Annotated in this window: 19 protein-coding genes and 1 pseudogene; 12 read left to right on the top strand and 8 right to left on the bottom strand. The window is 71.1% G+C overall.

The window, feature by feature from the left end:
- Positions 1-103 precede the first annotated feature (103 nt).
- A complete protein-coding gene (locus tag VIM26_RS07790) occupies positions 104-4,123 on the top strand; it encodes a PKD domain-containing protein (RefSeq protein ID WP_331949852.1) in 4,020 nt (1,339 codons plus the stop codon).
- On the opposite strand, the gene VIM26_RS07785 is transcribed toward VIM26_RS07790, so the two are convergent.
- Positions 4,102-4,296 carry a hypothetical protein gene (locus VIM26_RS07785; protein ID WP_331949907.1) on the bottom strand — a complete coding sequence of 65 codons (195 nt, stop codon included), beginning with the start codon at positions 4,294-4,296 and terminating at the stop codon, positions 4,102-4,104. The two genes, VIM26_RS07790 and VIM26_RS07785, sit on opposite strands and share 22 nt — an antisense overlap.
- Positions 4,297-4,326: 30 nt before the next feature.
- Here VIM26_RS07785 and VIM26_RS07780 point away from each other — a divergent pair.
- Positions 4,327-4,509: pseudogene (locus VIM26_RS07780) on the top strand (carbohydrate ABC transporter permease); the annotation flags it as partial.
- 387 nt (positions 4,510-4,896) lie between these two features.
- Entirely contained in the window at positions 4,897-5,757 is an 861-nt protein-coding gene (locus VIM26_RS07775; RefSeq protein ID WP_331949850.1) for an alpha/beta hydrolase, read from the top strand.
- A gap of 98 nt (positions 5,758-5,855) precedes the next feature.
- Here the strand turns inward: VIM26_RS07775 and VIM26_RS07770 are convergent, their stop codons facing one another.
- The 3 genes from VIM26_RS07770 to VIM26_RS07760 form a co-directional block, all read right to left on the bottom strand.
- Positions 5,856-6,389: a hypothetical protein gene (locus VIM26_RS07770; protein ID WP_331949848.1), complete on the bottom strand. Its 534-nt coding sequence runs from the start codon at positions 6,387-6,389 to the stop codon at positions 5,856-5,858.
- A 217-nt stretch (positions 6,390-6,606) separates the two neighbouring features.
- Positions 6,607-8,562 (bottom strand): glycoside hydrolase family 127 protein, encoded by a 1,956-nt coding sequence (locus VIM26_RS07765; protein WP_331949846.1) that lies wholly within the window; start codon positions 8,560-8,562, stop codon positions 6,607-6,609.
- Complete coding sequence (locus VIM26_RS07760) at positions 8,559-9,458, bottom strand: carbohydrate ABC transporter permease (RefSeq protein WP_331949844.1); 900 nt, start codon at positions 9,456-9,458, stop codon at positions 8,559-8,561. Before VIM26_RS07760 ends, VIM26_RS07765 begins: the two co-directional genes overlap by 4 nt.
- A gap of 119 nt (positions 9,459-9,577) precedes the next feature.
- Here VIM26_RS07760 and VIM26_RS07755 point away from each other — a divergent pair, with 119 nt between their 5' ends.
- Positions 9,578-10,729, top strand: coding sequence for a transposase (locus VIM26_RS07755; protein ID WP_331949842.1), 1,152 nt, complete (start codon positions 9,578-9,580; stop codon positions 10,727-10,729).
- A gap of 48 nt (positions 10,730-10,777) precedes the next feature.
- Here VIM26_RS07755 and VIM26_RS07750 read toward each other — a convergent pair whose 3' ends face one another.
- Positions 10,778-11,704, bottom strand: a complete 927-nt coding sequence (locus VIM26_RS07750; RefSeq protein WP_331949840.1) for a sugar ABC transporter permease — start codon at positions 11,702-11,704, stop codon at positions 10,778-10,780.
- A gap of 101 nt (positions 11,705-11,805) precedes the next feature.
- Positions 11,806-13,116: a sugar ABC transporter substrate-binding protein gene (locus tag VIM26_RS07745; protein ID WP_331949838.1), complete on the bottom strand. Its 1,311-nt coding sequence runs from the start codon at positions 13,114-13,116 to the stop codon at positions 11,806-11,808.
- 377 nt (positions 13,117-13,493) lie between these two features.
- Here VIM26_RS07745 and VIM26_RS07740 point away from each other — a divergent pair, with 377 nt between their 5' ends.
- The 5 genes from VIM26_RS07740 (at position 13,494) to VIM26_RS07720 (ending at position 18,430) form a co-directional block, all read left to right on the top strand.
- Entirely contained in the window at positions 13,494-14,474 is a 981-nt protein-coding gene (locus tag VIM26_RS07740; RefSeq protein ID WP_331949836.1) for a LacI family DNA-binding transcriptional regulator, read from the top strand.
- 15 nt (positions 14,475-14,489) lie between these two features.
- Positions 14,490-14,804: a hypothetical protein gene (locus VIM26_RS07735; protein WP_331949834.1), complete on the top strand. Its 315-nt coding sequence runs from the start codon at positions 14,490-14,492 to the stop codon at positions 14,802-14,804.
- A 45-nt stretch (positions 14,805-14,849) separates the two neighbouring features.
- On the top strand, positions 14,850-16,295 hold the full coding sequence (locus VIM26_RS07730) for a diguanylate cyclase domain-containing protein (protein ID WP_331949832.1): 1,446 nt from the start codon (positions 14,850-14,852) through the stop codon (positions 16,293-16,295).
- 147 nt (positions 16,296-16,442) lie between these two features.
- Complete coding sequence (locus VIM26_RS07725) at positions 16,443-17,762, top strand: sensor histidine kinase (protein ID WP_331949830.1); 1,320 nt, start codon at positions 16,443-16,445, stop codon at positions 17,760-17,762.
- Positions 17,759-18,430, top strand: a complete 672-nt coding sequence (locus VIM26_RS07720) for a response regulator transcription factor (protein WP_331949828.1) — start codon at positions 17,759-17,761, stop codon at positions 18,428-18,430. The genes VIM26_RS07725 and VIM26_RS07720 overlap by 4 nt, the downstream gene beginning before the upstream one ends.
- Before the next feature lie 63 nt (positions 18,431-18,493).
- On the opposite strand, the gene VIM26_RS07715 is transcribed toward VIM26_RS07720, so the two are convergent.
- Positions 18,494-19,954 carry a DUF2252 domain-containing protein gene (locus tag VIM26_RS07715; protein WP_331949826.1) on the bottom strand — a complete coding sequence of 487 codons (1,461 nt, stop codon included), beginning with the start codon at positions 19,952-19,954 and terminating at the stop codon, positions 18,494-18,496.
- A 317-nt stretch (positions 19,955-20,271) separates the two neighbouring features.
- On the opposite strand from VIM26_RS07715, the gene VIM26_RS07710 reads away from it, so the two are divergent.
- The 3 genes from VIM26_RS07710 (at position 20,272) to VIM26_RS07700 (ending at position 24,194) form a co-directional block, all read left to right on the top strand.
- Complete coding sequence (locus VIM26_RS07710; protein ID WP_331949824.1) at positions 20,272-22,632, top strand: putative bifunctional diguanylate cyclase/phosphodiesterase; 2,361 nt, start codon at positions 20,272-20,274, stop codon at positions 22,630-22,632.
- Positions 22,633-22,724: 92 nt separating this feature from the next.
- The gene (locus VIM26_RS07705; protein ID WP_331949822.1) at positions 22,725-23,030 is read left to right on the top strand and encodes a hypothetical protein; all 306 of its coding nucleotides are present in this window, start codon (positions 22,725-22,727) and stop codon (positions 23,028-23,030) included.
- Between the two features lie 96 nt (positions 23,031-23,126).
- Positions 23,127-24,194: a sensor domain-containing diguanylate cyclase gene (locus VIM26_RS07700; RefSeq protein ID WP_331949820.1), complete on the top strand. Its 1,068-nt coding sequence runs from the start codon at positions 23,127-23,129 to the stop codon at positions 24,192-24,194.
- Positions 24,195-24,237: 43 nt separating this feature from the next.
- Here VIM26_RS07700 and VIM26_RS07695 read toward each other — a convergent pair.
- On the bottom strand, positions 24,238-25,204 hold a 967-nt coding region (locus VIM26_RS07695; RefSeq protein WP_331949818.1), incomplete at its 5' end, for an SbcC/MukB-like Walker B domain-containing protein.

Here is a 25,204-nt window from a genome sequence, read left to right as displayed (position 1 = left end):
TATGCCCCGTCGATGTGCCGTTTTGTCGGTATTGCCTGGTTAGGTGGTGCCGGTCGAGCGCATGAGTGCCGGCGTCTGGATGCGAGTGTGCAGGGAGTCGGTCATGGAACAGCGCGTGTGGTGGCGCCTTGGCAACGTCTCGAGGGTGATCGCGAGCTTCGCGGTCACCGCGCTCGTCGTTGCGGGTCTGGCCGTGGTCGGACCGTCGGCCCCTGCCCTCGCGGACTCCGCTCCGGCCGACCCGGCGACGCCGACGACGGTGGCCGCCGACGGTCTGCCGACGGTCCAGATCGACGGCGTGGCCTGGTCGCAGGTCGTCGTCGGCGGGACCGTCTACGTCGCGGGGCAGTTCACCACCGCGCGGCCCGCGGGCGCAGCGGCGGGCACATCCACCGTGACGCGCTCCAACCTGCTGGCGTACGACCTCGCCACCGGCGTCCTGATCAGCACGTGGAAGCCGGTCCTGGACGGGCCCGCGTACGTCATCACCGCGTCGCTCGACGGGACCCGCCTGTATGTCGGCGGCGACTTCACCCACGTGAACGGGGCCGCACAGAACCGGTTCGTGGTGCTCGACCGGGCGAGCGGGGTGCGCGTGGCGGGCTTCACCGTCGGCGCGAACGCGTCGGTGCGCGCGATCACGTCGACCCCGACCACGATCTACTTCGGTGGCAACTTCAACTCGGCCGGCGGCGTCACGCACTACCGCCTCGCCGCGATCAACGCCACGACCGGTGTGCTGCTGTCCTGGCACGCGTCCGCGCAGGCGGCCCAGGTCGAGGCGCTGGTGCTGAGCCCGGACAACTCCCGGCTCATCGTGGGTGGACGATTCACGACGCTCAACAACGTGCCGGCGCTCGGATCGGGAGCGGTCTCGACGTCGACCGGCCTGGTGGTCCCGTGGGCCGCGAACGCCGTCATCAAGGACTGGGGCTACGCCGCCGGGATCACGTCCCTGGTCACCGACGGGACCCTGATCTACGGCACGGGTTTCGCGTTCATCAAGGACGCGAACAGCGCCGGCAACCTCGAGGGCGTGTTCGCGGCGAATCCGGACACCGGCGAGATCGTGTGGGTCGAGGACTGCCACGGCGACACCTACTCGGTGTTCGCCAACCCCGGCGGGACCTCGGTGTACAGCGTCGGGCACGTGCACTTCTGCGGAAACGTCGGCGCATACCCCGAGGGGGCCTACCGCTACGGCCTGGCGTTCGCGAAGACGACCGCCATGACGATCACGCCGAACACGGTCGCGAACTACTACGACTGGCAGGGCTACCGGGCCCCGGCACAGCTGGACTACTACCCGGACATGACCAAGGGGACGTTCACCGGCCAGGGCCAGGCGGCGTGGCACGTCACCGGGAACAGCGACTACGTCGTGTACGGCGGGGAGTTCCTCACCGTCAACGGCCAGGCGCAACAGGGTCTGGTGCGGATGGCGGTCAGCGCGCACTCGACGAACAAGCTCGGCCCGCAGCTCAGCGGGTCCCTGCTGCAGCCCGCCGCCGTGTCCAGGGCCGCCGGCACGGCGCAGGTGTCGTGGCCCACCAACTGGGACAAGGACAGCGAGACCCTCACCTACCGCGTGCTGCGGGACGGTGCCACGACGCCGGTGTACACCACGACGGGCATGGCGACGTCCTGGCAGCTCTCCCGGCTCTCGTTTACCGACACCGGCCTGGTCAACGGCAGCGTGCACAGCTACAAGGTGGTCGAGGTCGATCCGTTCGGGAACTCCGTCACCTCGCCGTCCGTGAGCGTGACCGTGTCGTCGGCCGGCACCCAGGGCTCGTACGCCGCCGGCGTGATGGCCGCCAACCCGGTCGCGTACTGGCGCCTGGGCGAGACCAGCGGCTCCGCGCAGGACTGGACCGGGTTCGCCGACTCCTCGGTCGGCTCGGGCACCACCCGGGCAGTCCCCGGGGCCCTGAGCGGGGACACGAACGGCGCGGCCCGGTTCGCGGGCTCGCCGTCCTCGCGCGTGACCGGGTTCAAGTCGGCCGTCGGCCTGAACAGGTTCTCCCTCGAGGCGTGGTTCAAGACGACGTCGACCGCGGGCGGGGCGATCGTCGGCTTCGGCGACTCCTCGACCCTGACCGACTCCACCGCCTACGACCGTCAGGTGTACATGGGCGCCGACGGCAGGCTCAGCTTCGGCCTCAACCCGAACTCGATCCGGGTCGTGACCACCCCGATCGCGTACAACGACGGTCAGTGGCACCACGTCGTGGCGACCCTCGGCGCGGCCGGCATGAACCTGTACGTCGACGGGGCGGTGCGGGCCGCGCTGGTGGACACGGTCAGCGCCAAGGTCATCCCGGTCGGGTACTGGCACATCGCGGGAGACTCCGTCACCGGCTGGCCGAACTCCGCCGGGGAGAACTTCGCCGGGGACATCGACGACGTCGCGGTCTACGCCCGTGCGCTGACCGCCGCCGAGGTCGCCGTCCACCAGTCCACCGGCTCGGGCGGCGTGTTCCCGAACCTGCTGCCCTCCGCGAGCTTCACCGCGGCGGGCGGGGTGTTCACCGCGGCCGTCGACGGCTCGGCGTCGAGCGACCCGGACGGGACGATCACGTCCTACGCCTGGGACTTCGGCGACACGACGACGGGCACCGGTGTGAGCGCCACCCACACCTACGCCGCGGCGGGTACCTACCCGGTCACCCTCACCGTCACCGACAACCGGGGCGGCACGGCCGCGACGACGCGCCAGGTCGTCGTCACCCCGCCGAACCAGCCGCCCGTCGCGAGCTTCACCGCGACCCCGACGGGCCTGACCCTCGCCCTGGACGCGACCGCGTCTACCGACTCGGACGGCACGATCGCGTCCTACGAGTGGACCTACGGCGACGGCGGCACCGATACCGGCGTGACGGCGTCCCATGTCTACCCGGCGGGCGGAACGTACACGGTCACGCTCACCGTGACCGACAACTCCGGCGCGGCGACCACGACGAGCCAGCAGGTCTTGGTCAACTCCCCGCCGACGGCGAGCTTCACCGCGACCGGCGGGGAGCTCACGGCGAGCGTCGACGCCGCGGCCTCGACCGACGCCGACGGCACGATCGCGTCCTACGACTGGGACTTCGGCGACACCACCACCGGCACCGGGGTGAGCACCAGCCACGCGTATGCCACCGGGGGCACCTACACGCTCACCCTGACCGTGACCGACGACCAGGGCGCGACCGCCACGACGTCGCACCCGGTGGTCGTCACCAACCCGAACCAGCCACCGGTCGCGAGCTTCTTCGCCACGACGTGGGGCATGTCCGCCAGCGTCAACGCCGCGGCCTCGACCGACCCGGACGGGACGGTCGCGTCCTATGCCTGGGACTTCGGCGACGGGGCGACCGCCGTCGGGAGCTCGGCGTCGCACGTCTACGCGGCCCCCGGCGCCTACCCGATCAAGCTCACCGTGACCGACAACGCCGGCGCCACCGGGACCACGACCCAGACGGCGACCTTCGACCCCGCCGCGGCCGGGTTCCTGGCCGCGGACACCTTCGCCCGCACGCTCGCCGACGGGTTCGGCACCGCCGACCTCGGGGGGCCGTGGACCGCGACGGCCGGCGCGACGAGCGTCGTCAACGGGGCCGGCCAGCTCACCCTGGCGGCCGCGAGCTCGACCGCGGGAGCCCGCCTGCCGGGCGTCAGCGCGGTCAACCTGACCACCCAGGTGACCGAGAGCTGGGACAAGCGCCCGGGCGGCTCGGGTGGCTGGTTCACCGTGCGCGGGCGCATCACGACCGGGGGAGAGTACCGGCTGAAGGTCGGCCACCAGGCCTCCGGTGCGGTGACCGCGCGGGTCGTGCGCACCGCCGCCGGGGTTGAGACCGGCATCACGTCCGAGGTCACCGTGCCCGGGGTCACCTACACCGCAGGCACCCAGATCGTGGCGTTGTTCCAGGTCACCGGCACCAGCCCGACCACCCTGCGGGCGAAGGTGTGGGCGTCGTCCCAGGCCCAGCCGTCGGCCTGGTTCATCGACACCACGGATACGACCGCCGCCCTGCAGGGGGCCGGGCACACCGGCGTCGCCGCAAGCCTGTCGAGCACGACCAACAACGGGCCGGTGGTCGTCCGGGTCGACAACTACAGCGTGACGGTCCCCTGACCGGGCGGCGCCTGCGCGCCGGCCGGCACCGCCCACGTCGACGACCGCACCCGCAGCACCGGATCGACCTGGTGGTGCACGGCGTCCTGCCGGCCGGCGATCCGCTCGAGCAGCAGCTTGGCGGAGGCTCGGCCCATGTCGGCACCGAACTGGTCGACGGTCGTGAGCGAGATCTGCGGATGGCTCGCCAGGTCGATGTCGTCGTCCCCGGGGACCAGAACGCGACGATCCAGCTCACGCTGTTCAACGTCAACAGCCAGTTCACCAGCTCCTACAACCTGCTCTTCGCCAATATCCTGCTGATCACCATTCCGCCGCTGATCATGTACATCTTCTTCAACCGCCAGATCGTGGCAGGGATGACCGCAGGCGCCGTCAAGGGCTGACCTCCAGCCGTTCCGGTCACCCCACCCCGCACGCACCCCGAACGCGTCAGCCCGAGCGCGGTCCATACCGCGCGCTACGGCTGACGCCGCCCGCCGTCGATCGTCGCCGAACCCTGACTCCGACGCCAGGTCGCGAGATGGGAGTTGTTGTCGTGCGAAGCGCCTTCTGAGGACAACGACTCCTATCTCGCGGCGGTGCGAGGGGGTCGGTGCCGTGCTGGGACGGGTTCGACGTCGCCGACTTCGATCCCGGCCTCGTCGCCGACCCGCGGTCGCGAGATGGGAGTTGTTGTCGTGCCAAGCGCCTTCTGGGGACAACAGCTCCTATCTCGCGGCGGTGCGCGGGGGTGGGTGGACGGACTGCGGGGCGCCGGACAGACTGGCGCGGTGCCGACCGTTTACAAGAACCCGCGCGGTCGCAGCGCGGTGCGGCAATGGTGCGCGGACGCGCTGGCGCGAGCGGACGTCCCGATCACCAGCGCGACCCTGGAGACCCGTTTCGGCCGGGTCGAGCTCACGCTCGCCGGATCTGGACGGCCGCGGGTCGTCATGGTGCCCGGGACCGGCTTCAATGCGGCGGTCGCCCTGCCGTGGCTGAAGGCGCTGTCGGTCCGCTGGCCGACCACGGTGGTGGATCTGCCGGGTCAGCCCGGACTCAGCGATCCGCGTCGACCTCGCCGCGCCCGGCTGGCCTGGTACGGCCGGGCGCTCGACGAGACGCTGGCGGCGATGGATGCCGACGGGGTCGTGCTGGTGGGCAATTCGCTGGGCGCCGCCGTGGCCCTGGCCGCCGACTCGCCGCGAATCGAGGCGCGGGCTCTGGTCTCACCCGCCGGCTTCATCCGGCTCACCGTGGACCCGACGCTGGCGCAGGCCTCGGCCGGGTGGCTGCTGCGTCCCACCGCTGAGAACACCCGCCGCATGCTCCGGCTGTTCGTCGCCCCGGGCGCGGACCCACCCGAGACCGAGGTCGAGTGGATGGCCCTCATGGCTGCCAGCTGCCGCACGACTCTTGCCCCTCCGCCGCTGCCCGCCGAGCTACTGGCCCGTCGCGCCGAGCGGCCGTGTGTGGTCGGGGTCGGCGAACACGACCGGTTCCTGCCGCCGCGTCGACTGGCACCGGCAGTGCGGCGAGCCATGAACCTCGACGTTCGGATCTTCCCCGGCGTCGGCCACCTGACGGCCCCGGCCGACCTCGACAAGGTCGTGTCGCTGGTGGCCGAGGTCGCCGATCCGCCCGTCGGCTGAGCACAGCCGCTAGGTGCACGGTCCGGTCCGCACGAGAAGGACGACGGCGCCCCGGACGCCCGGGGCGCCGCCGTCGGCCGGGGACGTGCCTCGGCGCGCTAGGCCGCGGGGCTCGCCGGGGCCGTGTGACCGGCGGCGCCGGGAGCGCCGGGAGCGCCGGGAGCGCCCCGCCCGGCGCCGGCAGCGCCGCCGGCCTCCTCACCGGTGACGGCGAAGTCCTTTCCGACCTCCACCGTGACCCGCTTCCCCGCGGCGGTCGTCAGGTGCGCCTCGTACACACCGTCGGAGTCCGTCTCGAGCCGGATGATGGTTGCCCCCGGGTACTTCGCCAGTGCGGCCGCCTTGACCTTCGTGGCGGTGTCGCCCGTGAGCAGCTTCTCGTCGAATCGCTGCGGCTGGGACTCGTCGCGCGGGGCGCTCTGCCCCTGCGTCGTGCCCGTCGTGCCCGTCGCGGTCGTCGTGCCCGTCGCGGTCGTCGTGCCCGCCGTCGGGTCAGCCGAGCTCGCCGCCGACGCTGCGCCGCCTGCCATCAGCGCACCGCCGAGGATGACGCCGGACCCGACCAGGGCCGCCCCCTTGCCCCACCGGCGCGGCCCGCCCTTGACGTCGTTCAGCTTCTGTTTCAGGTTCACGTGGTCCTCCGATTTTCTGGTGCCGGCCCGCGCTTCGGGCCGCACATCCGAGGCTGAGCGATGCACCTGACCACTCCCTATGCGAGCCGTCGCACGACGCTGTGAGCTCGATCGCGGACGCCGGCGGCAACGCGCAGGCGTGGACGATTGCCGACCTCGCGACGGTGCTGAAGGCAGCGGCGACCTGCCGCGGCCGCCCGGCGAGCGAGGCGCCGGGTCAGACCATCGGGATCCACACCCGCATCGTCGACGGTCCCCGGTTCGCCCAGTCGTGGTACGCCGTGAGCGGCACCTCGGCAGTGCGGGGACTGTCGAGCCCGCCAGTCGCCGGCTTGCCGGCGTCGTTCGCATCCCCGTAAGGCCACGCCGCCTCGAGCGCCGGCAACGCCACGAACGCGGCGCGGGTCCGTCCGGCTACCTCCCGCAGCCCGGCGCCGAGGTCGATCCGAACCTCGCCGACGTCGGTGCCGAGTCCCGCACCGTCGAGGTCGACGGACTCCAGGCAGAGCACCTGCGGACCCCGCTCGACGGCGACGCACCCGCGCAGCGCGTCGATCCGCGGGTCGGGGTGCAGTACCCGGGGCGCGAGCGGGAGGTGCAGATCGATGACGTCGCCCGCGCTGAACCGGCGGGTCACCGACACGGTCCCGGGATCGGCGGGTCGCGGGTCGGCATCATCCGGAACCACGAGTGTGGCCCCCTTCGCCCACGCCGGAACCCGGAGCGTGAGGGTCCACGGGCGCTCCTGCGACGTCGCGACCCGCACTCGCACCAGGCCGTCGTGCGGGTAGCCCGTCTCGATGTCGACCTCCACGCGGCGCCCGTCGGGTAGGGCGGTGCGGATCCGCGCCGGGGCGTACTGGTGCACCTGCAGGCCGTCGTCGTCCGTGGTCGCCACGTACGCCGCCAGGCTGGCGAGCGTGCGGGCGACGTTCGGCGGGCAGCAGGAGACGGCGAACCAGGGCGCGCGCAGGGACGACGACGCGCGTGGGCTGGCGACGTCGGTCGGCGCCGCGGTGCCCGGCTGCCGCTGGTGCAGGGTGTTCGTGTAGAAGAAGGCGTCGCCGGCGTGCGACGGGGAGGTCGCGACGACGTTGTACAGCGTCCGCTCGACCAGGTCGGCATAACGGGGCAGGCCCTGGGCGAGCAGCAGGCGCCAGGCGAACATCACCGAACCGACCCCGGCGCACGTCTCGGAGTACGCGCGGTCGGGCGGCAGCACCCAGTCCTCGCCGAACGCCTCGTCCGTGTGGTGCGAGCCCTGGCCGCCGGTGACGTAGGTGCGCCGGGCGACGGTGTTTTCCCACTGGACGACCAGGGCGCGCAGCAGCTCGTCGTCGCCGGTCTCCACGGCGACGTCCACCGCACCCGCCGCCAGGTAGTTCGCCCGCACCGCGTGGCCACCCAGCACGGTGGTCTCGCGGACCGGGAGGTCGTCCTGGAAGTAGGCCCGGCCCCACTCGATGTCGCGCAGCACGCCGTGCCCGCGCCGGTCGACGAAGAGCGCCGCCTGGTCGAGATAGCGGCGCTCGCCGGTCTCGCGGCCGAGCTCGGCGAGCGCCACCTCGATCTCCGGGTGCCCGCACACCGAGGCGATGCCGTCCGGCCCGAAGGTGTCCGTCACGTGGTCCGCGGCGCGCCGCGCGAGCTCGAGCAGCCCGTCGCCCGCGCCGGGGGCCGTGCGCGCGCGGGCGACCGTCGCCTGGAACAGGTGCCCGTAGCAGTACAGCTCGTGGCCCATCTCGAGGTCGCTGTACCGCGGGCGCTGGCCGGGCCGGCCGAACTGGGTGTTGAGGTAGCCGTCGGGCTCCTGGGCTGCGGCGATGCGGGCGACGAGCGCGGTGAACCTCGCGTCGAGGTCGCCGTCGTGCGTGCGCCCGATCTCCCAGGCCATGGCCTCGAGGAGCTTGTAGACCTCCGAGTCGGAGAACTCCCGGCCGGCCTGTCCCGCGCCCAGGGTGCCGGTCGCGGCGGCGTCGAAGTTGCCGATCCAGCCCTCGCGCTCCATCCAGCCCTCGATGTGCGCGAGCGTCACAGCGGCGTTCACCGCCTGCCGTTCGCCCCAGAAGCCGCCGGTGATCTGGACCTGGTCGAGGCCGAGCGGGCGGAGCGCGCCGCGGGACGGGGCGACGGGGGTGGCCGCCGTCGTGGTCGTGGAGGTCGTCATGGTCATCCTTTGAGCGCACCGGACATGAAGCCCCGCACGTAGTGACGTTGCAGCACGAGGAAGAGCAGGATGCACGGCAGGGCCAGGACGACGACGCCGGCCTCCGTCGCGCCGTAGTCGATGACACCCTGCACCTGCACGCGCAGGTTGGAGACCGCGAGCGGCAGCGTCATCTTGTTGGTGTCGTTGATCAGGATGAGCGGCGCGAAGAAGTCGTTCCAGGCCGCGAGGAACGCGAAGAGCCCGACCGTGATCAGCCCCGGGCGCACCGCGGGCAGCAGCACGCGCCACAGCGCGGCGAACGCGGAGCAGCCGTCGACCAGCGCCGCCTCGTCGAGCTCGCGGGGGACCGACTCGAACGAGATCCGCATCATGAACGTCGAGAACGGCAGCTGGAACATCGTCAGCACGAGCGCGACGCCGACGAGTGAGTTCTGCAGGCCGATCGAGTTGAGGAGCACGTACAGCGGGATCAGCAGGGTCGCGTACGGGACCATCAGGATCGCGAGGGTGACCATGAACAGCAGGTCGTGGCCGGGGAAGCGGAATCGCGCGAACGCGTACCCGCCGAGGGTCGAGATCACCAGGGTCAGCACCACGGTCAGGCCCGACACGATGACCGAGTTCGCCAGGTACTGCCAGATGCCCGCCTGGTAGTGGGCGAGCGTCACGTAGTTGCCCAAGCCCCAGCCGTCCACCTGCCCGGTGCCCGGATGCGGAGAGACCGACGCGACGGACGTCCACACGAGCGGGAACAGGAAGATCACGGCGAGCGCGCCGGAGAACACCCAGAACGGGGTGCGCAGCGCGACGCCCGCGACCGTCGTCTTCGGCGCCGAGCGGCGGGCCGAGCTCGTGGCCGACGGGCCGGTGACCGCGGGGCGCGGGGTGGTCGTGGTCATCAGAGCGGGCCCGTGAAACCCCTGGCTTCAGCCATGGGGAGGTAAGGGCGCTTCTGCTTGGTGAACGACACGCTGGTTCCTTTCGGTCGAACGTCAGTGCTATCCGATATGGTGGATTTATGCCCATTGAGACGGTTCGGTACACCTACCGCCTCCGTCCAGGCGCGCAGGCCGAGGCGTCGCTGATCTCCGAGTGGAACCGGTGCCGGTTCCTGTGGAACGAAGCCGTCCACCAGTCCACGACCGGGCACAAGCCCACGTTCGGGAAACTGTCGAAGCTCCTGACCGAAGCACGTCGGGCGCACGCCTGGTTGCGGGAGGGGTCGCAGGTCGCCCAGCAGCAGACCCTGCGGGACTACGCCCGGAGCTTGGACCAGTCGTGCAAGGTCAAGGGGCGCGGGCGCCCGAAGTTCAAGGCGCGGAAGAAGTCCCTGCCGTCCCTCGAGTACACGACCAACGGGTTCGCCGTGAGAGAGGGGCGCCTGGTCCTGCCCAAGGGCGTGACCGTTGCGGTGGTGTGGTCCAGGGACCTGCCGTGCGACCCGACGAGCGTCCGCGTCTTTCAGGATTCCCTGGGGCACTGGTACGCGTCGTTCGTGGTGCGCCGCGACGCCGAGGCCGTACCTGCCTCGGAGGGGGGTATCGGTGTGGACTGGGGCGTCACCGCCACCGCGACCACCACGAACCCCGTGTTTGATCTGCCGCACTCCGGGCACCGCAAACGGTCCGCCGATGCCCTCGCGAAAGCGCAGCGCCGCATGGCGCGTCGGCACCGCGCGAACGGGGCACAGTCCAACGGGTACACCCGTGCACGCCACGAGGCGGCGGTTCTGCACAAGAAGGGCGCCCGGCAAGTTCAGTACGACGCGCGTATCTGGGCCAAGGGGATCGTCGAGGCCCATCAGCTGATCGCTGTGGAGGACTTCAAGCCGACGTTCCTCGCGAGGTCCACCATGGCGCGCAAGGCCGCCGACGCCGCGATCGGCGCGGCTAAACGTGAGCTGATCGAGCGTGGCGTGCGGGCTGGCCGACGGGTGGTGTTGGTTCAGCCCGCGTACACGACCATGACCTGCTCGAGGTGCTTTGCGAGAGCCAAGCGGCGCCTCGAACTGGGTGAACGAACCTTCACGTGCTCGACCTGCGGCTTCACCGCGGGTCGGGACGTGAACGCTGCCAGGGTGATCCTGGCTGTGGCAGAACGGGGCCACACCAGTGTTGATGACGTAAGACACCTGCCACCACTCTCCGGGTTGGTTGCGGTTGCGGTCTGAGCTGGAAATCCCCCGGATCCATCCGTGGGGAACCGTTAACGCCGTCTCCTACTTCGAGTCCGAGCCGCGGAACGCGCGCAGCTGGACGGCATTGATGGCGACGAGGGCGAGCAGCACGAGGACCGAGAGCGCCGCGGCGACGCCGAGGTCGTTCTGTCCCTGGAACGCCATCGAGTAGATGAGCTGGACGACCGTGATGGTGCTGTTGTCCGGTCCGCCCTTGGTCAGGATGTAGAACTGCTCGAAGGCCAGCAGCGAGCCGGTGACGCACAAGATGGTGGTCAGCGCGAGCGTCGGGCGCAGCAGCGGGATCGTGATCTGGCGGAACGTGCTCCAGCGGCCCGCGCCGTCCATCCGCGCGGCCTCGTAGACGTCGGACGGGATGGCCTGCAGGCCGACCAGCATGAGCAGCATGTAGAAGCCCGCGTAGCGCCAGACGATGAGGAAGAGCGTCGAGGCGAGGGCCGCGTTCGGGGAGCCGAGGAACGTCCAGCCGAGGCGGTTCATCACCGGTGCGAAGGGGCCGGCGAGCGGGGAGTACAGGACGTAGAAGAGCAGCGACGCCGAGGCGAGGCCCAGCGCGCTCGGGACGAGGAAGGCGGTCCGCAGCAGGCCCTTCCAGTGACTTGACTCCTGGACGAGCAGCGCGAGACCGAGCCCGAGGCCGATCAGCAGCACCGTGGCCAGCACCGTGTACTTGAGCGTGAAGATGACCGAGTCGACGAAGAAGCGGTTGGAGACGGTCTTGGCGTAGTTGGCCGGCAGGTTCAGGCCCTGGTTGCCGGCGAGCAACGGCCAGTCCGAGCCGCTCATCCGGAGCACGAGCAGCAGCGGGACGACGAACAAGACCGCGACGAACAGCGCCGTCGGCCACGCGAAGACCCAGCCGCGCAGGTTCGAACGGGACCAGCGCTGGGCCGGCCGGGCCGCGGCCGGGGTCGCGGCAGTTCCTCTCAGCGTGGTGGTGAACGCCATGGTGGTACCTCTCGAGCAGGGTCGAAGATCAGGTCGGCCGGTGGGCGAGCGGGACGCCGGTGGGGGTCGCCTGTTCGACGACGCCCACCGGCGACCGGTCGCTACTGGGAGAGCACCGCGGTGATCTCGTCGTTGTTCTTCTTCAGCGAGTTGCCCTTGCCGAGCACCGAGTCGCGCACCAGTGTGAGCCACGGGCTGCTCGGCGCGTTGAACGCCTGCTGGAAGTTCAGCGCGACGGGCGTGCGGCCCTGGCCTGCGACCTTGTTGATCGTCACGAGCCGGGGGTCAGCGGCCGTGTACTTGTTCTCGGCCAGGTCGTTGCGCGAGACGACGTCCTTGTCCTTGGCGAGCACGCCGACCTGGGCATCTTCGGACATGAGCCAGGACAGGAAGTTCCACGCCTGCGGCGAGTGCGTGGAGTCCTTGGAGACGCCGATGCCGTCCCCGCCGACGAACGTGGACGCCCCGCCGTCCGGGCCCGGGATGCCCGCGACGCCCGCGTCGAATCCGGTGGTCGAGGAGAGCAGCGTCGCGGGGTACATCATCAGGCCGACCTTGCCGTCGGTGAACCCGGCCGTCCAGGTGGGGCCGGCCTCATCCTTGGACGAGGGGAGCACCGCGCCGGACTTCCACAGATCGCGCCAGGTCTCATAGACGCTCTGCGCGGTGCCGCTCGCGAGCAACGACTGCGTGCCGGCGGGGTTCATGACGTCCTTGTTCGCGGCCCACATGGACGGGAACCAGGTGAAGACCAGGCAGCCGCCGCAGTTGAGGCCGGTGGCGGTGCCGTAGGTGCCCGGCTTGTTCAGCGCCTGGATCGCCTTGGCGTCCGCCGCGAAGTCCTTCAGCGAGGCCGGGGCCTTCTCCGGGTCGAGGCCGGCCTCCTTGAACAGGTCCTTGTTCCAGAACAGCATCGACAGGTCGAGCACGAACGGGAGCACGTGCTCCTTGCCGTCCATCGTGCCGGCGTCGAGGTGACCCTTGTTGATGGTGTCCTTGTACTTCAGCGCGTCGATCTGGCTGGTGAGGTCCTGGAAGAGCCCCGACTTCACCCAGTTGGGCACGTAGACGATGTCGGCGGCGAACAGGTCGGGCAGGCCGCCCGATCCGGCCGCCGCGCCGACCTTCGCGACGTAGTCGTCGTTCGGGACGACGGTCAGCTCGACCTGGTTCTTATGCGCGGCGTTGTAGGCCGCGACGAGCAGCTTTGCCTGCTTCTCGAGCGGTGCTCGGGTCCACAGGGTGAGCTTGGCGCCGTCGTCGACGCCGTTGGGGGAGGTCGAGGTGGCGGAACTCGCCGCCTGACCGCCGTTGTTCGAGCTGCCACAGGCCGCGAGGCCGATCAACAGCCCCGCGGTCACGACCCCGGCGAGCAGGCGGGTGCCTGTCGATCGGGTCCGGGTAATCCTCATGCCGTCTCCTCTTGCTCTTCGTTGAGTCGGAAACACGTCGCTCAGCTCGTCGCTCAGCTGTCGGGTCAAGAGAACCGAAAACCCTATCGACGAACGCAGGTCCGCTGACCCAGTGGGCGCTGCAGACCAAACATCCGCCCCTACCCTGGAAGCCTGATCACGTGCATACCTGCTCGATCCGGCGACCGAAAGACAACACCGAAACTGCCCGATAAGGCTTTCTGAAGATAGGCGTAGCATCGACTTCGTGTCAAGGGCTGTGGGGCCTACAGTCGGCTCACAGCCGAACGCCCGATGCTGCCGGGGTCAGACCAACGGAGGTTGCCATCACCGGAACGGAGCTCTCACCGCAAACGCGGCCCGTCACGCTGACCGATGTGGCACGGTTGGCCGGGGTCTCGGTGGCGACCGCGTCGAAGGCCATCAACGGTCGCAAGCAGGTCAAGGACTCCACCCGGCAGCGCGTGATCGCCGCCGCCGAGGAGCTCGCCTTCACGCCCAACTCCCTGGCGCGCGCCCTGCTCGCCGGGCGCACCGGCACGGTGGGCCTGCTCACGAGCGACCTCGAGGGCCGGTTCGTGATCCCGATCCTGATGGGCGCGGAGGACGCGTTCGGCGTCGATGCGGTGAACGTGTTCCTCTGCGATGCGCGCGGGGACGCGATCCGCGAGCAGCACCACCTGCGCGCGCTGCTCAGCCGGCGGGTCGACGGGCTGATCGTCGTCGGGCGCCAGACGGATCCGCGACGATCGCTCGGCCACGACATCCCGGTGCCGGTCGTCTACGCCTACGCGCCGTCGGACGATCCGTCGGACTTCTCGATCACCCCGGACAACGTGCAGGCGGGCCGGCTCGCCGTCGAGCACCTCGTGGCGTGCGGCCGCACCCGGATCGCGCACGTGGCGGGGGAACTCGCCTACGCGGCGGCCCGCGACCGGGCGGCGGGCGCGCAGGCCGCACTGGCCGCGGCCGGGCTCGAGCTCGTCGGCGACGTCATGTACAGCGAGTGGTCCGAGCGGTGGGGCCGGGACGCGACCGCGCTCATCCTGGCTCAGCACCCCGAGATCGACGCGGTGATCTGTGGCTCGGATCAGATCTCGCGAGGGGCCCTCGATACCGCGCGCGACCTCGGGCGGGAGGTCCCGGGCGACCTCGCGATCATCGGCTTCGACAACTGGGAGGTGCTGACGACCAACGCGCGCCCGGAGCTGACCAGCATCGACGCGAACCTTCAGCAGCTCGGGCGGGTCGCGGCCGAGCGGGTCTTCGCGGCCCTCGACGGCGAGGACATCGGCCAGGGCACGCACTATCTGCCGGGCCGGCTCGTCATCCGGGCGTCGACCGTCGCGCGGCGCTGACCGGGGCGTACTCCGGTGCCGGCGCCGAGCATCCTCGTGCTCGTCGGCATGTCCCTGCTGATCGGCTGCGCCAACGGGTTCAGCGGGTTCGGAAACCAGGCCACGCTCTACCTGCAGAGCCCTGCCGATCAGATCGCCGTCGCGTCCGGTCTCCTGCGAACCGCGACCTACCTCGGAGCGATCTTCTCCTCGAGCCTGATCGGCATCACGTTCGGACCGGCCGCGACCGACCACGGATTCCACACGCTCGCGTGGGTCTTGCTCGGGATCGGGGCTCTTGCCCTGATCCTCACAGTTCTCGACCGGAGCATCCCCCGCGTCGCCGAGTGAGCGCCGGCCCGACGGAACAGGTCGGCGGGTTTTGGCTCATCTGCCGTGACGTTCGGCCGATGGGAGGGTGAGGCGACACACGTCGTCGTCGGCTCCGGTGTGGGCGAGGTTGATGTGGTCAAGCATGCGGTGGTTGCGGACGGGGAACCGGGCCCGACGTGGAGCCTGCGGCGGGAGTGGTCCCGGGCGTTCACCATCATGCTGGTGCTCCTGCTGATCGCGGCCGTCGCCACCGTCATCGGCGTGCGGGCCGTTGTCGACAACGTCGAGGGGACCGCGCGCCAGCTCCACCTCGAGTCCGTGACGATCGCCGCCCTGCGCACCGACCTGGTCGCCCATGAGGAGACCGGGCACAGCATCATGAGCGCTCAGCAGGTCGACCGGCCGGCCTTCGTCGGCCAGCAGCAGGCGATCGTGCGCGAATTCGGGGTGGCCGAGCGGGTCTTCGCGGGCAGCCCGGCCATGCGGGCCACCGTCGTTGAGGCCGAGCGGTCGTGGCAGGCGGGCCTGACCACCTATGGCCTGTGGGGTGACCGGGCCGTCAGCATGCAGGGGGACCACGGCGCGGACAACCGCACCTTCGGCGCGTCCAGCGACGACTCCCGCGCGATCCTGGACAGCATCGAGGGCCCCTCCCTGGCCGCGATGGACCGCGGGCTCGCCAGCGGCGCGGACTTCGAGCGGATCCTCATCCTCGTCGTGGCGGGGCTGTTCGCCCTGGCGCTCGCGGTGACCGCCTACTTCCGGCGGCGGATGACGACGGACCTGGTCCGGCCCGTCGCGGGCCTGCACGACGGCGTGAAGAGGGTCCAGGCCGGCGACTACGACCACCCGATCGAGGTCGCGCGCCGCGACGAGCTGGGCGAGCTGGCCGAGGCGTTCAACGCCATGGCGCACGACCTGTTCGACACGCACGTGGCCCTGACCCTGCGGGCCACCCACGACTCGCTCACCGGTCTGGCCAACCGGGCGTCGCTGACCGACCGCTTGGCGACGGCGTTCAGCCCGGGCAGCGAGCGGCGGGCCCGGCACGAGAGCCTGCTGTTCATCGACGTCGACGACTTCAAGGACGTCAACGACTCGGTCGGGCACGAGGGCGGCGACGATCTGCTGATCGAGATGGCCGCCCGGCTGAGCAACTGTGTCCGGGCCGGCGACCTGGTCGCCCGGCTGGGCGGGGACGAGTTCGCGATCCTGGTCATGGACGACGACCGCGGGTCCGCCGCCCTGGAGGTCGCCGAACGGATCCTGGAGTCGTTGGTCGTGCCGTTCGTGGTGGGGGAGACCGAGCTGCTGGTCGCGGTCAGCATCGGGGTCGCGCAGCGAGGCCCGGCCACCGCCGACGCCCCCGAGCTGCTCCGCCAGGCCGACTTCGCCATGTACATGGCCAAGGGCGGCGGCAAGGGGCGCTACCAGTTCTTCGACGCCCAGATGCACGCCCAGATGGCGGAGCGGGCCACACCGCAGACCGAGGCGGCCGTCGCCGTCTGAACCCTCGCGAGTTTCCGGAAGGATTGGCTCGCGGCGCGCGCAGATTCTTCCGATTCTTGGGTGGGCGTCTACCTCTGGGACGACCGCGGCCACGATAATGCTGTGCTCGGGGACCGCCGGCACCGAGCGCACCAAGGAGTCTGAGGGATGAATCCGAGCAGGGGGACGCTGCGCCCAGCATGGCGCGTCCCCGCAACCGCCCGGCTGGGACATCCAGGGCTGCCCAGCCGGGCGGAGGGGGCGTTCACCTTCGGAACGCTGGTCGTGATGCTCTCCGCGGTGTGGTTGCGCCAGGGCCACCAGGTCTTCCCTGGACCGACCCTGCTCGTCTTCTCTTTGCTGGCATGGCTGCCGCTGGTCGTGCGGACCCGGTGGCCGATCGGCGTCCTGGTCGCCACGGTCTTCATCGAGTCGCTGCACCTGGCGTTGGTGCCGTTCGTCCTCCCCGGCTTGGAGACGCCGATGGCGATCGCCGCGTACCAGCCCGTGCCGGTGGCCACGATGGCCGCCGTCTTCACCATCGCGACCCGGGCGCCGCGCCGGACGGCGTGGATCGCCGGCGGAAGCGCCGCCGGGTGGCTGCTGGTGGTGAGTCTGCTGACCCGCCCGCTCACCCTGCTGGCGACCGACATCGTCATGCTGCTCAACCTCGTCATCATCGCCACCGCGGTCGGTACGGGGATCGCCGGTCGCCGGGACCACCGCGCGCGAGTGGCACGCGAGCGCTCCGAACACATCCGCCACGAGGTCGACGGCGAACGGCTGCGCATCGCCCGCGAGCTGCACGACGTGCTCGCGCACAGCCTGACGCTGGTCAACACGCAGGCGGCCGTCGCGGACTACCTCATGCGCACCGACCCGCAGGCGGCGGCCGAGGCGCTGCGCGGCCTCACGCAGCACACCCGGCAGGCCATGGACGACCTGCGCGCCACGGTCGGGCTGCTGCGTCAGGACGGCGACGCGGGGGAGACCGCGAACCTCGACGGACCGGCCGGTCTGGCCCCGGTGCCAGGTCTCGAACGACTCCCCGACCTGCTCGAGGGGTTCCGCGCCGCAGGCAGCGACGTCCGGCTCACGGTCACGGGCGAGCCGCGAGGGCTGCCACCGAGCGGTGACCTGGCCGCGTACCGCATCGTCCAGGAGGCGCTCACCAACGCGACCAAGCACGCCCCGGGGGCCCCGGTCGACGTCACCTTGGACTGGGTGCCCGGCGAGCTGCATGTGCGCGTGGTCAACGGCCGTGCGGTCGGCGTCGCACCTGGTCACCGGGCCCCGGGCACCAGGCACGGGCTCATCGGCATGCGGGAACGGGCGCTCGCGGCCGGCGGTAGCCTGCGCCTCGAACGCCCCGCCGACGGCGACTTCGTCGTGAACGCTGTCATCCCGGTCGGGACCGAGCCCGTCGGCTCTGGTCCCGACCGCTCCGTCCCCGACCGCACCCCAAGCACCGGAAAGGGCGACTCATGACCATCCGCGTCCTGCTCGCCGACGACCAGGCACTGCTGCGCGCCACCTTCCGGCTGCTGCTCGACTCGGCGCCCGACATCGAGGTCGTCGCGGAGGCGTCCACCGGCGCTGAGGCCGTCGCGCTGGCCCGCACCTCGCGTGCCGACCTCATCGTGATGGACATCCGGATGCCGGACCTGGACGGCATCGAGGCCACCCGCCTGCTCACCGCCGACGAGGAGCTGGCGGGGGTCAAGGTGCTGGTGCTGACGACCTTCGAGACCGACGAGCTCGTGGTGGCGGCGCTGCGCGCCGGAGCGAGCGGCTTCCTCGGCAAGCGGGTCGCCCCCGAGGCGCTCCTGGAGGCGATCCGCACGGTCGCCGCCGGGGACCAGCTGCTGTCGCCGGCCGCGACGCGCTCGCTCATCGAGCGGGTCCTCACCCACGCCGACCCCGCGCCCGGGCGGCACGCGGCGAGGATCGCGGAGCTCACCGACCGGGAGCGTGAGGTCACCCAGCTCGTCGGCGGCGGGCTGAGCAACCTCGAGATCGGCGAGCGGTTGTACATCAGCCCCTCGACCGCCAAGACGCACGTCAACCGGGCGATGATGAAGACGGGCGCGCGCGACCGCGCGCAGCTCGTGGTCCTCGCCTACGAGGCGGGCCTGGTGTCACCCGGCGGTCAGTGACGGCGAGGTTTCGGAAGGAATGGCTCGCGGCGCGCGCACATTCTTCCGATTCTTGGGTCCGATCTAGACTCCGCGCTCCATGGGGAGGCGGCCGGCTACTACGGCGCGGACTAGGGCGGAGTGGTCGGCCTCCGTCTGGTCGGCGTATGCGCTCGCGAAAAGAGCCATCGCCGTGTCGAGCTTGTCCGACCGGCCGGCGTATCCGGAGATCATCGAGGCGCCGCTCGTGCGCGCGTGGCCCTTGGCGAGCAGGCGCCCGACGATGCCCGCGTAGTCGGCGAGCGACCGGGCGTCGATCGCGTCCAGGGCGACAGTGCCCTTCATGTTGCGGAACTGGCGGACGTAGTACTGCCGGTCGTCGATCGTCGTCCACCCGAGCAGCGGGTCGCTCACGGTCTGCAGCGCCTGCTGGTACTCCACGACCCGCTGCCCCTGGTGCGCGTGCCACGCGTTGTCGCCGTGCACGTGCGGGGCCAGCACCGAGCGCCGCGCCTGCTTGAGTTGGAGGAACACGACGTCGTCCGGGCTGGAGCCCTCGAGCAGGGCGATGTAGGCGCGCAGGCCAACGGACCCCACGCCGACCACCTTGTGCGCGACGTCGACCAACGTGTAGCCGCCGAGCACGCGCCGCCAGTGCGGCACGAGGGTCTGCAGGTAGTTGTCGATGCCCTCCGCGACGAGGTCGGCGTCGGACGGGCTGAGCCGGGTGATCAGCGGGGGCTGCTCGAGGATGCGACGACCGCCGGCCCGTTCGGCGGTGAACTTGGGCAGCGCGCGGTCGCTCGTGCGGGCGCGGGCGCGCTTGATGGCCCGGTCGATCTCGGCCGCCAGGGTGCCGTGCGGGGCGTGCTCGTGGATGCGGTCGACGTCGAGCCGCTCGAACGAGCGTGCCATCAACGCCTGGTCGGCGAGGTTCCGGATCTCCTCGCGGTAGGCCGCGCTGCAGGACAGTGCGGCGTCCTCGCACGCATGCTCGGTCGCCCCGTTCTGCCGGCCGGCCACCCAGATGCTGGCGACGAGCCTGCGCAGATCCCACTCCCACGCGCCGGGATGGGCCTCGTCGAAGTCGTTCAGGTCGATGACCAGGTCGCGCTCCGGGGAGGCGTAGAAGCCGAAGTTGCCCAGGTGCGAGTCCCCGCACACCACTGGCGTGATGCCCGTCGCGGGCAGCGTGGCGACGTCGTTGGCCATCACGATCGCGGATCCGCGCAGGAACCCGTAGGGCGAGGCCGCCATCCGGCCCACCCGGATCGGGACGAGCCAGTCGAGGCGGCCCTGATGGCTCTGGATGATCTGGCCGACCGGGTCCCGGTGGACGTTGGCCGGCGCCCATTCCCCGAGCGAGGACCGCGGCACGGACTCGCGCAGGGCCCGACCCATCTGGTACCGCTCGGCGCGCGGCGGTGGCTTGAGCCGGAGCGAGGAGTACGCGTTGCTGTCGATGCTCGCAAGGACGGCGTGGCCGGCGGTCGGCCGGGCGGGCGATGCGTGGCCGGCGGTCGATTGGGCGGGCGATGCTTCCATCGGTTCTCACCTCGAGGTTCGCGCGGCCGACGCCGCTACCCCCACCTCGCCCGACTTGCCCGCCGTTGTCAACCGCTCGCCCGCCCGACGGCGGGGTCGGTTTTGGGAAGCAATGGCGTCTGGCGCGCGCCAAACCTTCCGAATCCCGGGGGTCGCACCGCGGAGCAGCGCGCATATCACCCACCCAACGCCTGACGAGGACCAGTGCGCTGCCTAGAGTCTTGTGCAGGCGGAGTCTTTCTCGTCGACACCGAAATCCTGCTGCGAGGTGGGGACGCAACGCCAGGGGGCGGGTTGAGTTGCGGCGACGCGCACGAATGACCTTGCGTGCGGGGCCGACGTGGGCGATGTGGCTGTTGACCCTCGCGTACACGCTCGGTCTGGCCCTGCTCGGCGTGGGGCTGGTCCCGCACGGCGCCGGCTGGTTCGACGTCGTCGTGAACGACTGGTTGGGCAACGCGACCACCTGGGCGCCCTCGGTGCTGTGCTGGCTGGCGGTCGCGCGCATCGGGTTCCGGCGCGGGGAGGTTCTGCTCGCGTCGATCGCGGTCACCTCGTTTGCCACCGCCGACGCCTACTACCTCGCGATGGCGGGCGCCGACGGGGTGCTGCCGTTCCCCTCGCTGGCGGACGCCGGCTACCTGATGTTCTACCCGCTGATGCTGGCCGGGCTGATCGTGGCGGTGCGCCGCCAGGTGCGGGGGCTCGCCCTGCCCGTCTGGCTGGACATCGTGGTCGGATCCCTCGGCGCGGCCGCGGTGCTGGCCGTCCTGTTGAGCCCGGTGCTCGCGTCGGCCGTGCTGGGGCCTAGGTCGTTCGCCACGGCGGTCGCGGTTGCCTATCCGATGGGGGACCTGCTGCTCGTCGCGGCGGTCGGCGGGATCGCCGCTCTCGGGAGCGTGCGCCTCGGCGGCCGTTGGGGCCTTCCTGCCGCCGGGCTCGCCGTCTTCACCGCGGCGGACGTCCTCTACGCACTCGGGGTGCTGGCGAACACCTACGTGGTGGGCACCCTGCTGGACGCCGGATGGGTGATCGGGCTCTCGCTGATGGCGACGTGGGTCGCGGGCGCCGTCAAGCGCGAGGGTTCGCCGGCGCCGCAGACGCCGACGGCGACCGGTGCGAGCGCTCTTCTGGTATCGGCGTTCGCCACCATTGCGGGACTCGGAGTCCTGGTCATGAGCAGTCGCACCTACGTCCCGATGCTGGCGGTCGTCCTCGCGGCGATGACGCTGTTCGCGGCCGCGGCGCGTACCCAGCTGGCGTATCGGCAGGTCGCGCGAATGGCGGACCTGCGCCGCAGGACCGCGGCCACCGACGAGCTGACCGGCCTGCCGAACCGGCGCGCCCTGTATGCCGAGGGAGACCGGCGCCTGACGGACACACCCGGTCGGCGTCGGGCGCTGCTGATGCTCGACCTGGACAAGTTCAAGGAGGTCAACGACAGCCTCGGCCATCACGCGGGTGACCTGGTCCTGGTCCAGGTGGCTGCCCGACTGCGCGCGTACCTGCCCGATTATGACCTGCTGGCACGACTCGGTGGCGACGAGTTCGCCGTGCTGCTCGAGGACGCCGACCGGGACCGGGCCGCCGAGATCGTCGTCGGGCTGCGGGCGGCGATCGCCGAGCCGTTCACGCTGGAAGGCATCACGCTGCACTGCGCGGTCAGCGTCGGGATCGCGCTGTCCCCCGAGGACGGCCCCGGCCTGGGGGCGATGCTGCGCAAGGCCGACATCGCGATGTTCAAGGCCAAGGCCTCGGGCACCGGCCAGCACCTCTACAGCGGCGCCGACGACGCCGACGACGGCACCCGGCTGCGGACCATCGACGAGCTGCGGACCGCGCTGGTCGAGGACGAGTTCGTCGTGCACTACCAGCCGAAAGTCGATCTGCACACCGGCGAGGTGCACAGCGTGGAAGCGCTGGTGCGCTGGGATCACCCCACGCGCGGGCTGGTCTACCCCGATGACTTCCTCGCCCTGGTCGAGGAGTCCGGGCTGATGCCCCGGCTCACCCGGCTGGTGCTCGCCCAGGCCCTGGACCAGGTCGCGCGCTGGCAGTCCCACGGTGAGCACCTGCCGGTCGCCGTGAACCTCTCGGCCAGCTCGCTGGTCGACGCCGACCTGCCCACGCAGGTCATCGCGATGCTGGCCGCCCGCGGCGTGCTGCCCGACCTGCTTCAGCTGGAGATCACCGAGGAGTTCCTGGTGGCCGACCGCGACCGGGCGCGGGACATCCTGACCCGGCTGCGGCGCAACGGGGTCCGGATCTCCATCGACGACTACGGCACCGGCTACAGCTCGCTGAGCTACCTGCGCGACCTGCCCATCGACGAGCTCAAGCTCGATCGATCCTTCATCCTGCCCATGGCCGACGACGCCCGCGCCGTCGCCCTCGTGGCCTCGACCATCGCGCTGGCGCACAGCCTCGGCCTGCGCATGGTCGCCGAAGGGGTGGAGACCTCCGCCGCATACGCGCAGCTCGCGCTCCTCGGCTGTGACCTGGCGCAGGGCTACTTCATGTCCAAGCCCCTGCCCGCCGCCGCGCTGACGATCTGGCTCAGCGACTGGCGCGCGGCGCGCCGGCTCGTCGAGATCCCGCAACAGCGGTCTCTCGACTCCGCCGAGTCGGGTGCCGCGCTGAGCGCACTGCAGGGCGAGAGCGGGCGGCAGAAATCATGACTCCGAAGCAGCGTGGAACGCGCCGATCGAGACGAGCTCGGGCGGATCGGCCCGGTGTGCTGATGCTGCGCCCGCTGAGCGATCCTGGGGTATTGGGGCGAGTCGCCCCGTTCGCCGGCGTCGCGATCATCGCCGTCGTGCTGGCGATCGTCATGCCGCCATCCTCGCCCGACCGGCGGCTGCTCGCCGCAGCCGCGGTCTTGACCGCCCTGGTGATCGTGGTCGCGCTGTGCATCCCCTGGGCGCGGATACCCGCCGCCTGGCAGGTCGCCGTTCCGCTGAGCTACTTCGCGGTGATCGGTCTGCTTCGGCAGGCCGAGGGCGGGGAGGCCTCGGGATTCGCCCCGCTGGTCGTCCTGCCCGTGCTGTGGATCGCGCTCTACGGAAGCCGCTCCTAGCTCGGACTCGTCATCGCGGGTTCGGTTGCGACGTTCCTCGTCCCCCTGTTCCCGGTCGGCTCGCCCCCGCATGCGTCCATTGACACGCTGGCAGGCGTGCTGCGGGTCGTCATCATCCTGTTCACGGGTTTCGCCATCCAGACGCTGGTCGGCCAGTCCAGACAGCGCACGGCGGACGTCGCCGCGCTGGGCGTCGCCACGCGAGCCCTGGGGGTCGAGTCCGATCCGCGCCCGGCGTTGTGTGCGGCCGCGCGGCTCGTCACGGGTGCGGCGTTCGCGATCCTGTTCGAGCCACACCCCGATGGGACGTTGGTCGCCACAGCGGGCACCGACGGTCTCAACCTTGCGTCCATGCAGATCAATCCCGCGACCGAGGCGTCGGCGACCGCCGAGGCCTGGCGAACCGGGGAGCGGATCTACATCGCGGACACCATCACGAGTCCGCGCGCCTCGACGCGGTTGGCCACGGCGACCGGGGCTGTCGGCGTGCTCTTCCAACCGATCACTCGGGACGGGCGGCGGATGGCGGTGCTTGTCGTCGGCTTCCCCGACGCGCGCCGGCGCGGGCCCGAGTCGGCCCTGCACGTCGTCGAGCTGCTCGCTGCGGAGATCGGCGCCGCGCTCGACCGGGCCGATCTCGTCGCGCGGCTCGCGGTGCAGGCACGCACGGACCCGCTCACCGGGGCCTCGAATCGTCGCAGCTGGGATGAGCAGCTGGACCGCGAACTCGCACGGGCCCAGCGCACAGCGGATCCGCTCACCGTCGCGATGCTCGACCTGGATCATTTCAAGGTGTTCAACGACGCCTTCGGTCACTCGAGCGGAGACGCGTTGCTCCGAGACTTCGTGGTGGCGATCCGTGCCGAGCTGCGCACCGGCGACGTCGTCGCCCGGTGGGGTGGCGAGGAGTTCGTCCTCGCCCTGCCGAGCTGCGACCTGGAACGGGCCAGGACCGTCGCGACTCGCCTGCTGTCCGTCGTGCCGAGCGGTCAGACCGTGAGCATCGGCCTGACCCAGGCACGGGAGCACGACACCCCGCGGACCCTGATCAGCCGAGCCGATCTCGCGCTGTATGCGGCGAAGGACGGCGGCCGCAACCAGGTGCGGTCCCTCGACGCGCTGGTGTCACTCGACGACCTGTCGGCAGCGGGCCCCGCCGTCTGACTCAGGCAGCCAAGACGCGATGTCCGCGCCGGCGCCCGGGACGTCACGGCAGGTCGGTCGTCTGCACCGCCGGCTCGTGCCCGGGACGGTCCGGCCCGAACCCGATCGCGAAGCCCTTCGCCTGGGCGCGGCCGAGGTTGGGGTCGGACTCGATCAGGTACGCCGAGCCGAACTCGCGCTCCATGGACTGGTACTTGTCCAGGGGCGCCGCGATCAGCAGCTGGAACCCGAAGGACTGCAGTGCTCTGATCGCGCGTCGGGTGACGTCCGGGTCGGACTTCACGAAGCCCTCGTCGACCGTGACCGAGCCGAAGATCGGGACCTCCTCGATGCCGCCGAGCTGGTACCGAAGCGCCGCGCCCAGGGTGGCCGCGATGAGCTCCTGGCCCTCGCCGCCGGAGGTCGCTCCGACGCCCTCGTAGACGCGCGCCGACGTCTCCCCGCGCCGGTGCTCCTCGGCCGCGATGCGGACGTGCCGCTTGACGTCCAGCACGTCGCGCTGCCACTCCCGGTCCGCCGGTTCCGTGCCGTCCAGGCGCACCATGAGCCGCTGGATCCGGCGGAACCGCTCCTCGAGGACCTGGTCGTCGAGGTCCTGCCCGAGGGTGTTCTCCAGGATCGCGTCGATCTCCTTCTTGAAGGCGCGCGACGCCGGCGGCTCGACGTCGGACGTCGCGATCTGCAGGTAGCCGTCGTGCCCGAACGGCACGGTGCGCAGCACGTCGTTCACCGGGGTGATGCGGTCGTCGATCATGTGCCGCTCGTCGCGCAACGTCTGGATCAGCGAGGACAGGCCCATCTGGTTGATCCTGTGCATCAGGCGGCGCCAGTCGTCCAGGGCGCCGGGCAGGTCGTCCTCGCTCAGGTACTTCAGGCGTGCCAGGTAGTCCGGCGCCGACTCGACCTCCGGGGAGAGCTCGCCGGCCTCGTCCGGCCAACGGTGCAGGAAGTTCGCGAGCGTCAGCTGGATCTTGCCGCGTGCGCTGGTCTCGGCGAGCCTGGCCGTTGCC

The organism is Pengzhenrongella sp. (assembly GCF_036565025.1).
Taxonomy (GTDB): Bacteria; Actinomycetota; Actinomycetes; order Actinomycetales; family Cellulomonadaceae; genus Pengzhenrongella.
The sequence above is the reverse complement of the archived record's forward strand: the minus strand, read 5'-3'. Positions and strand labels throughout refer to the sequence as shown.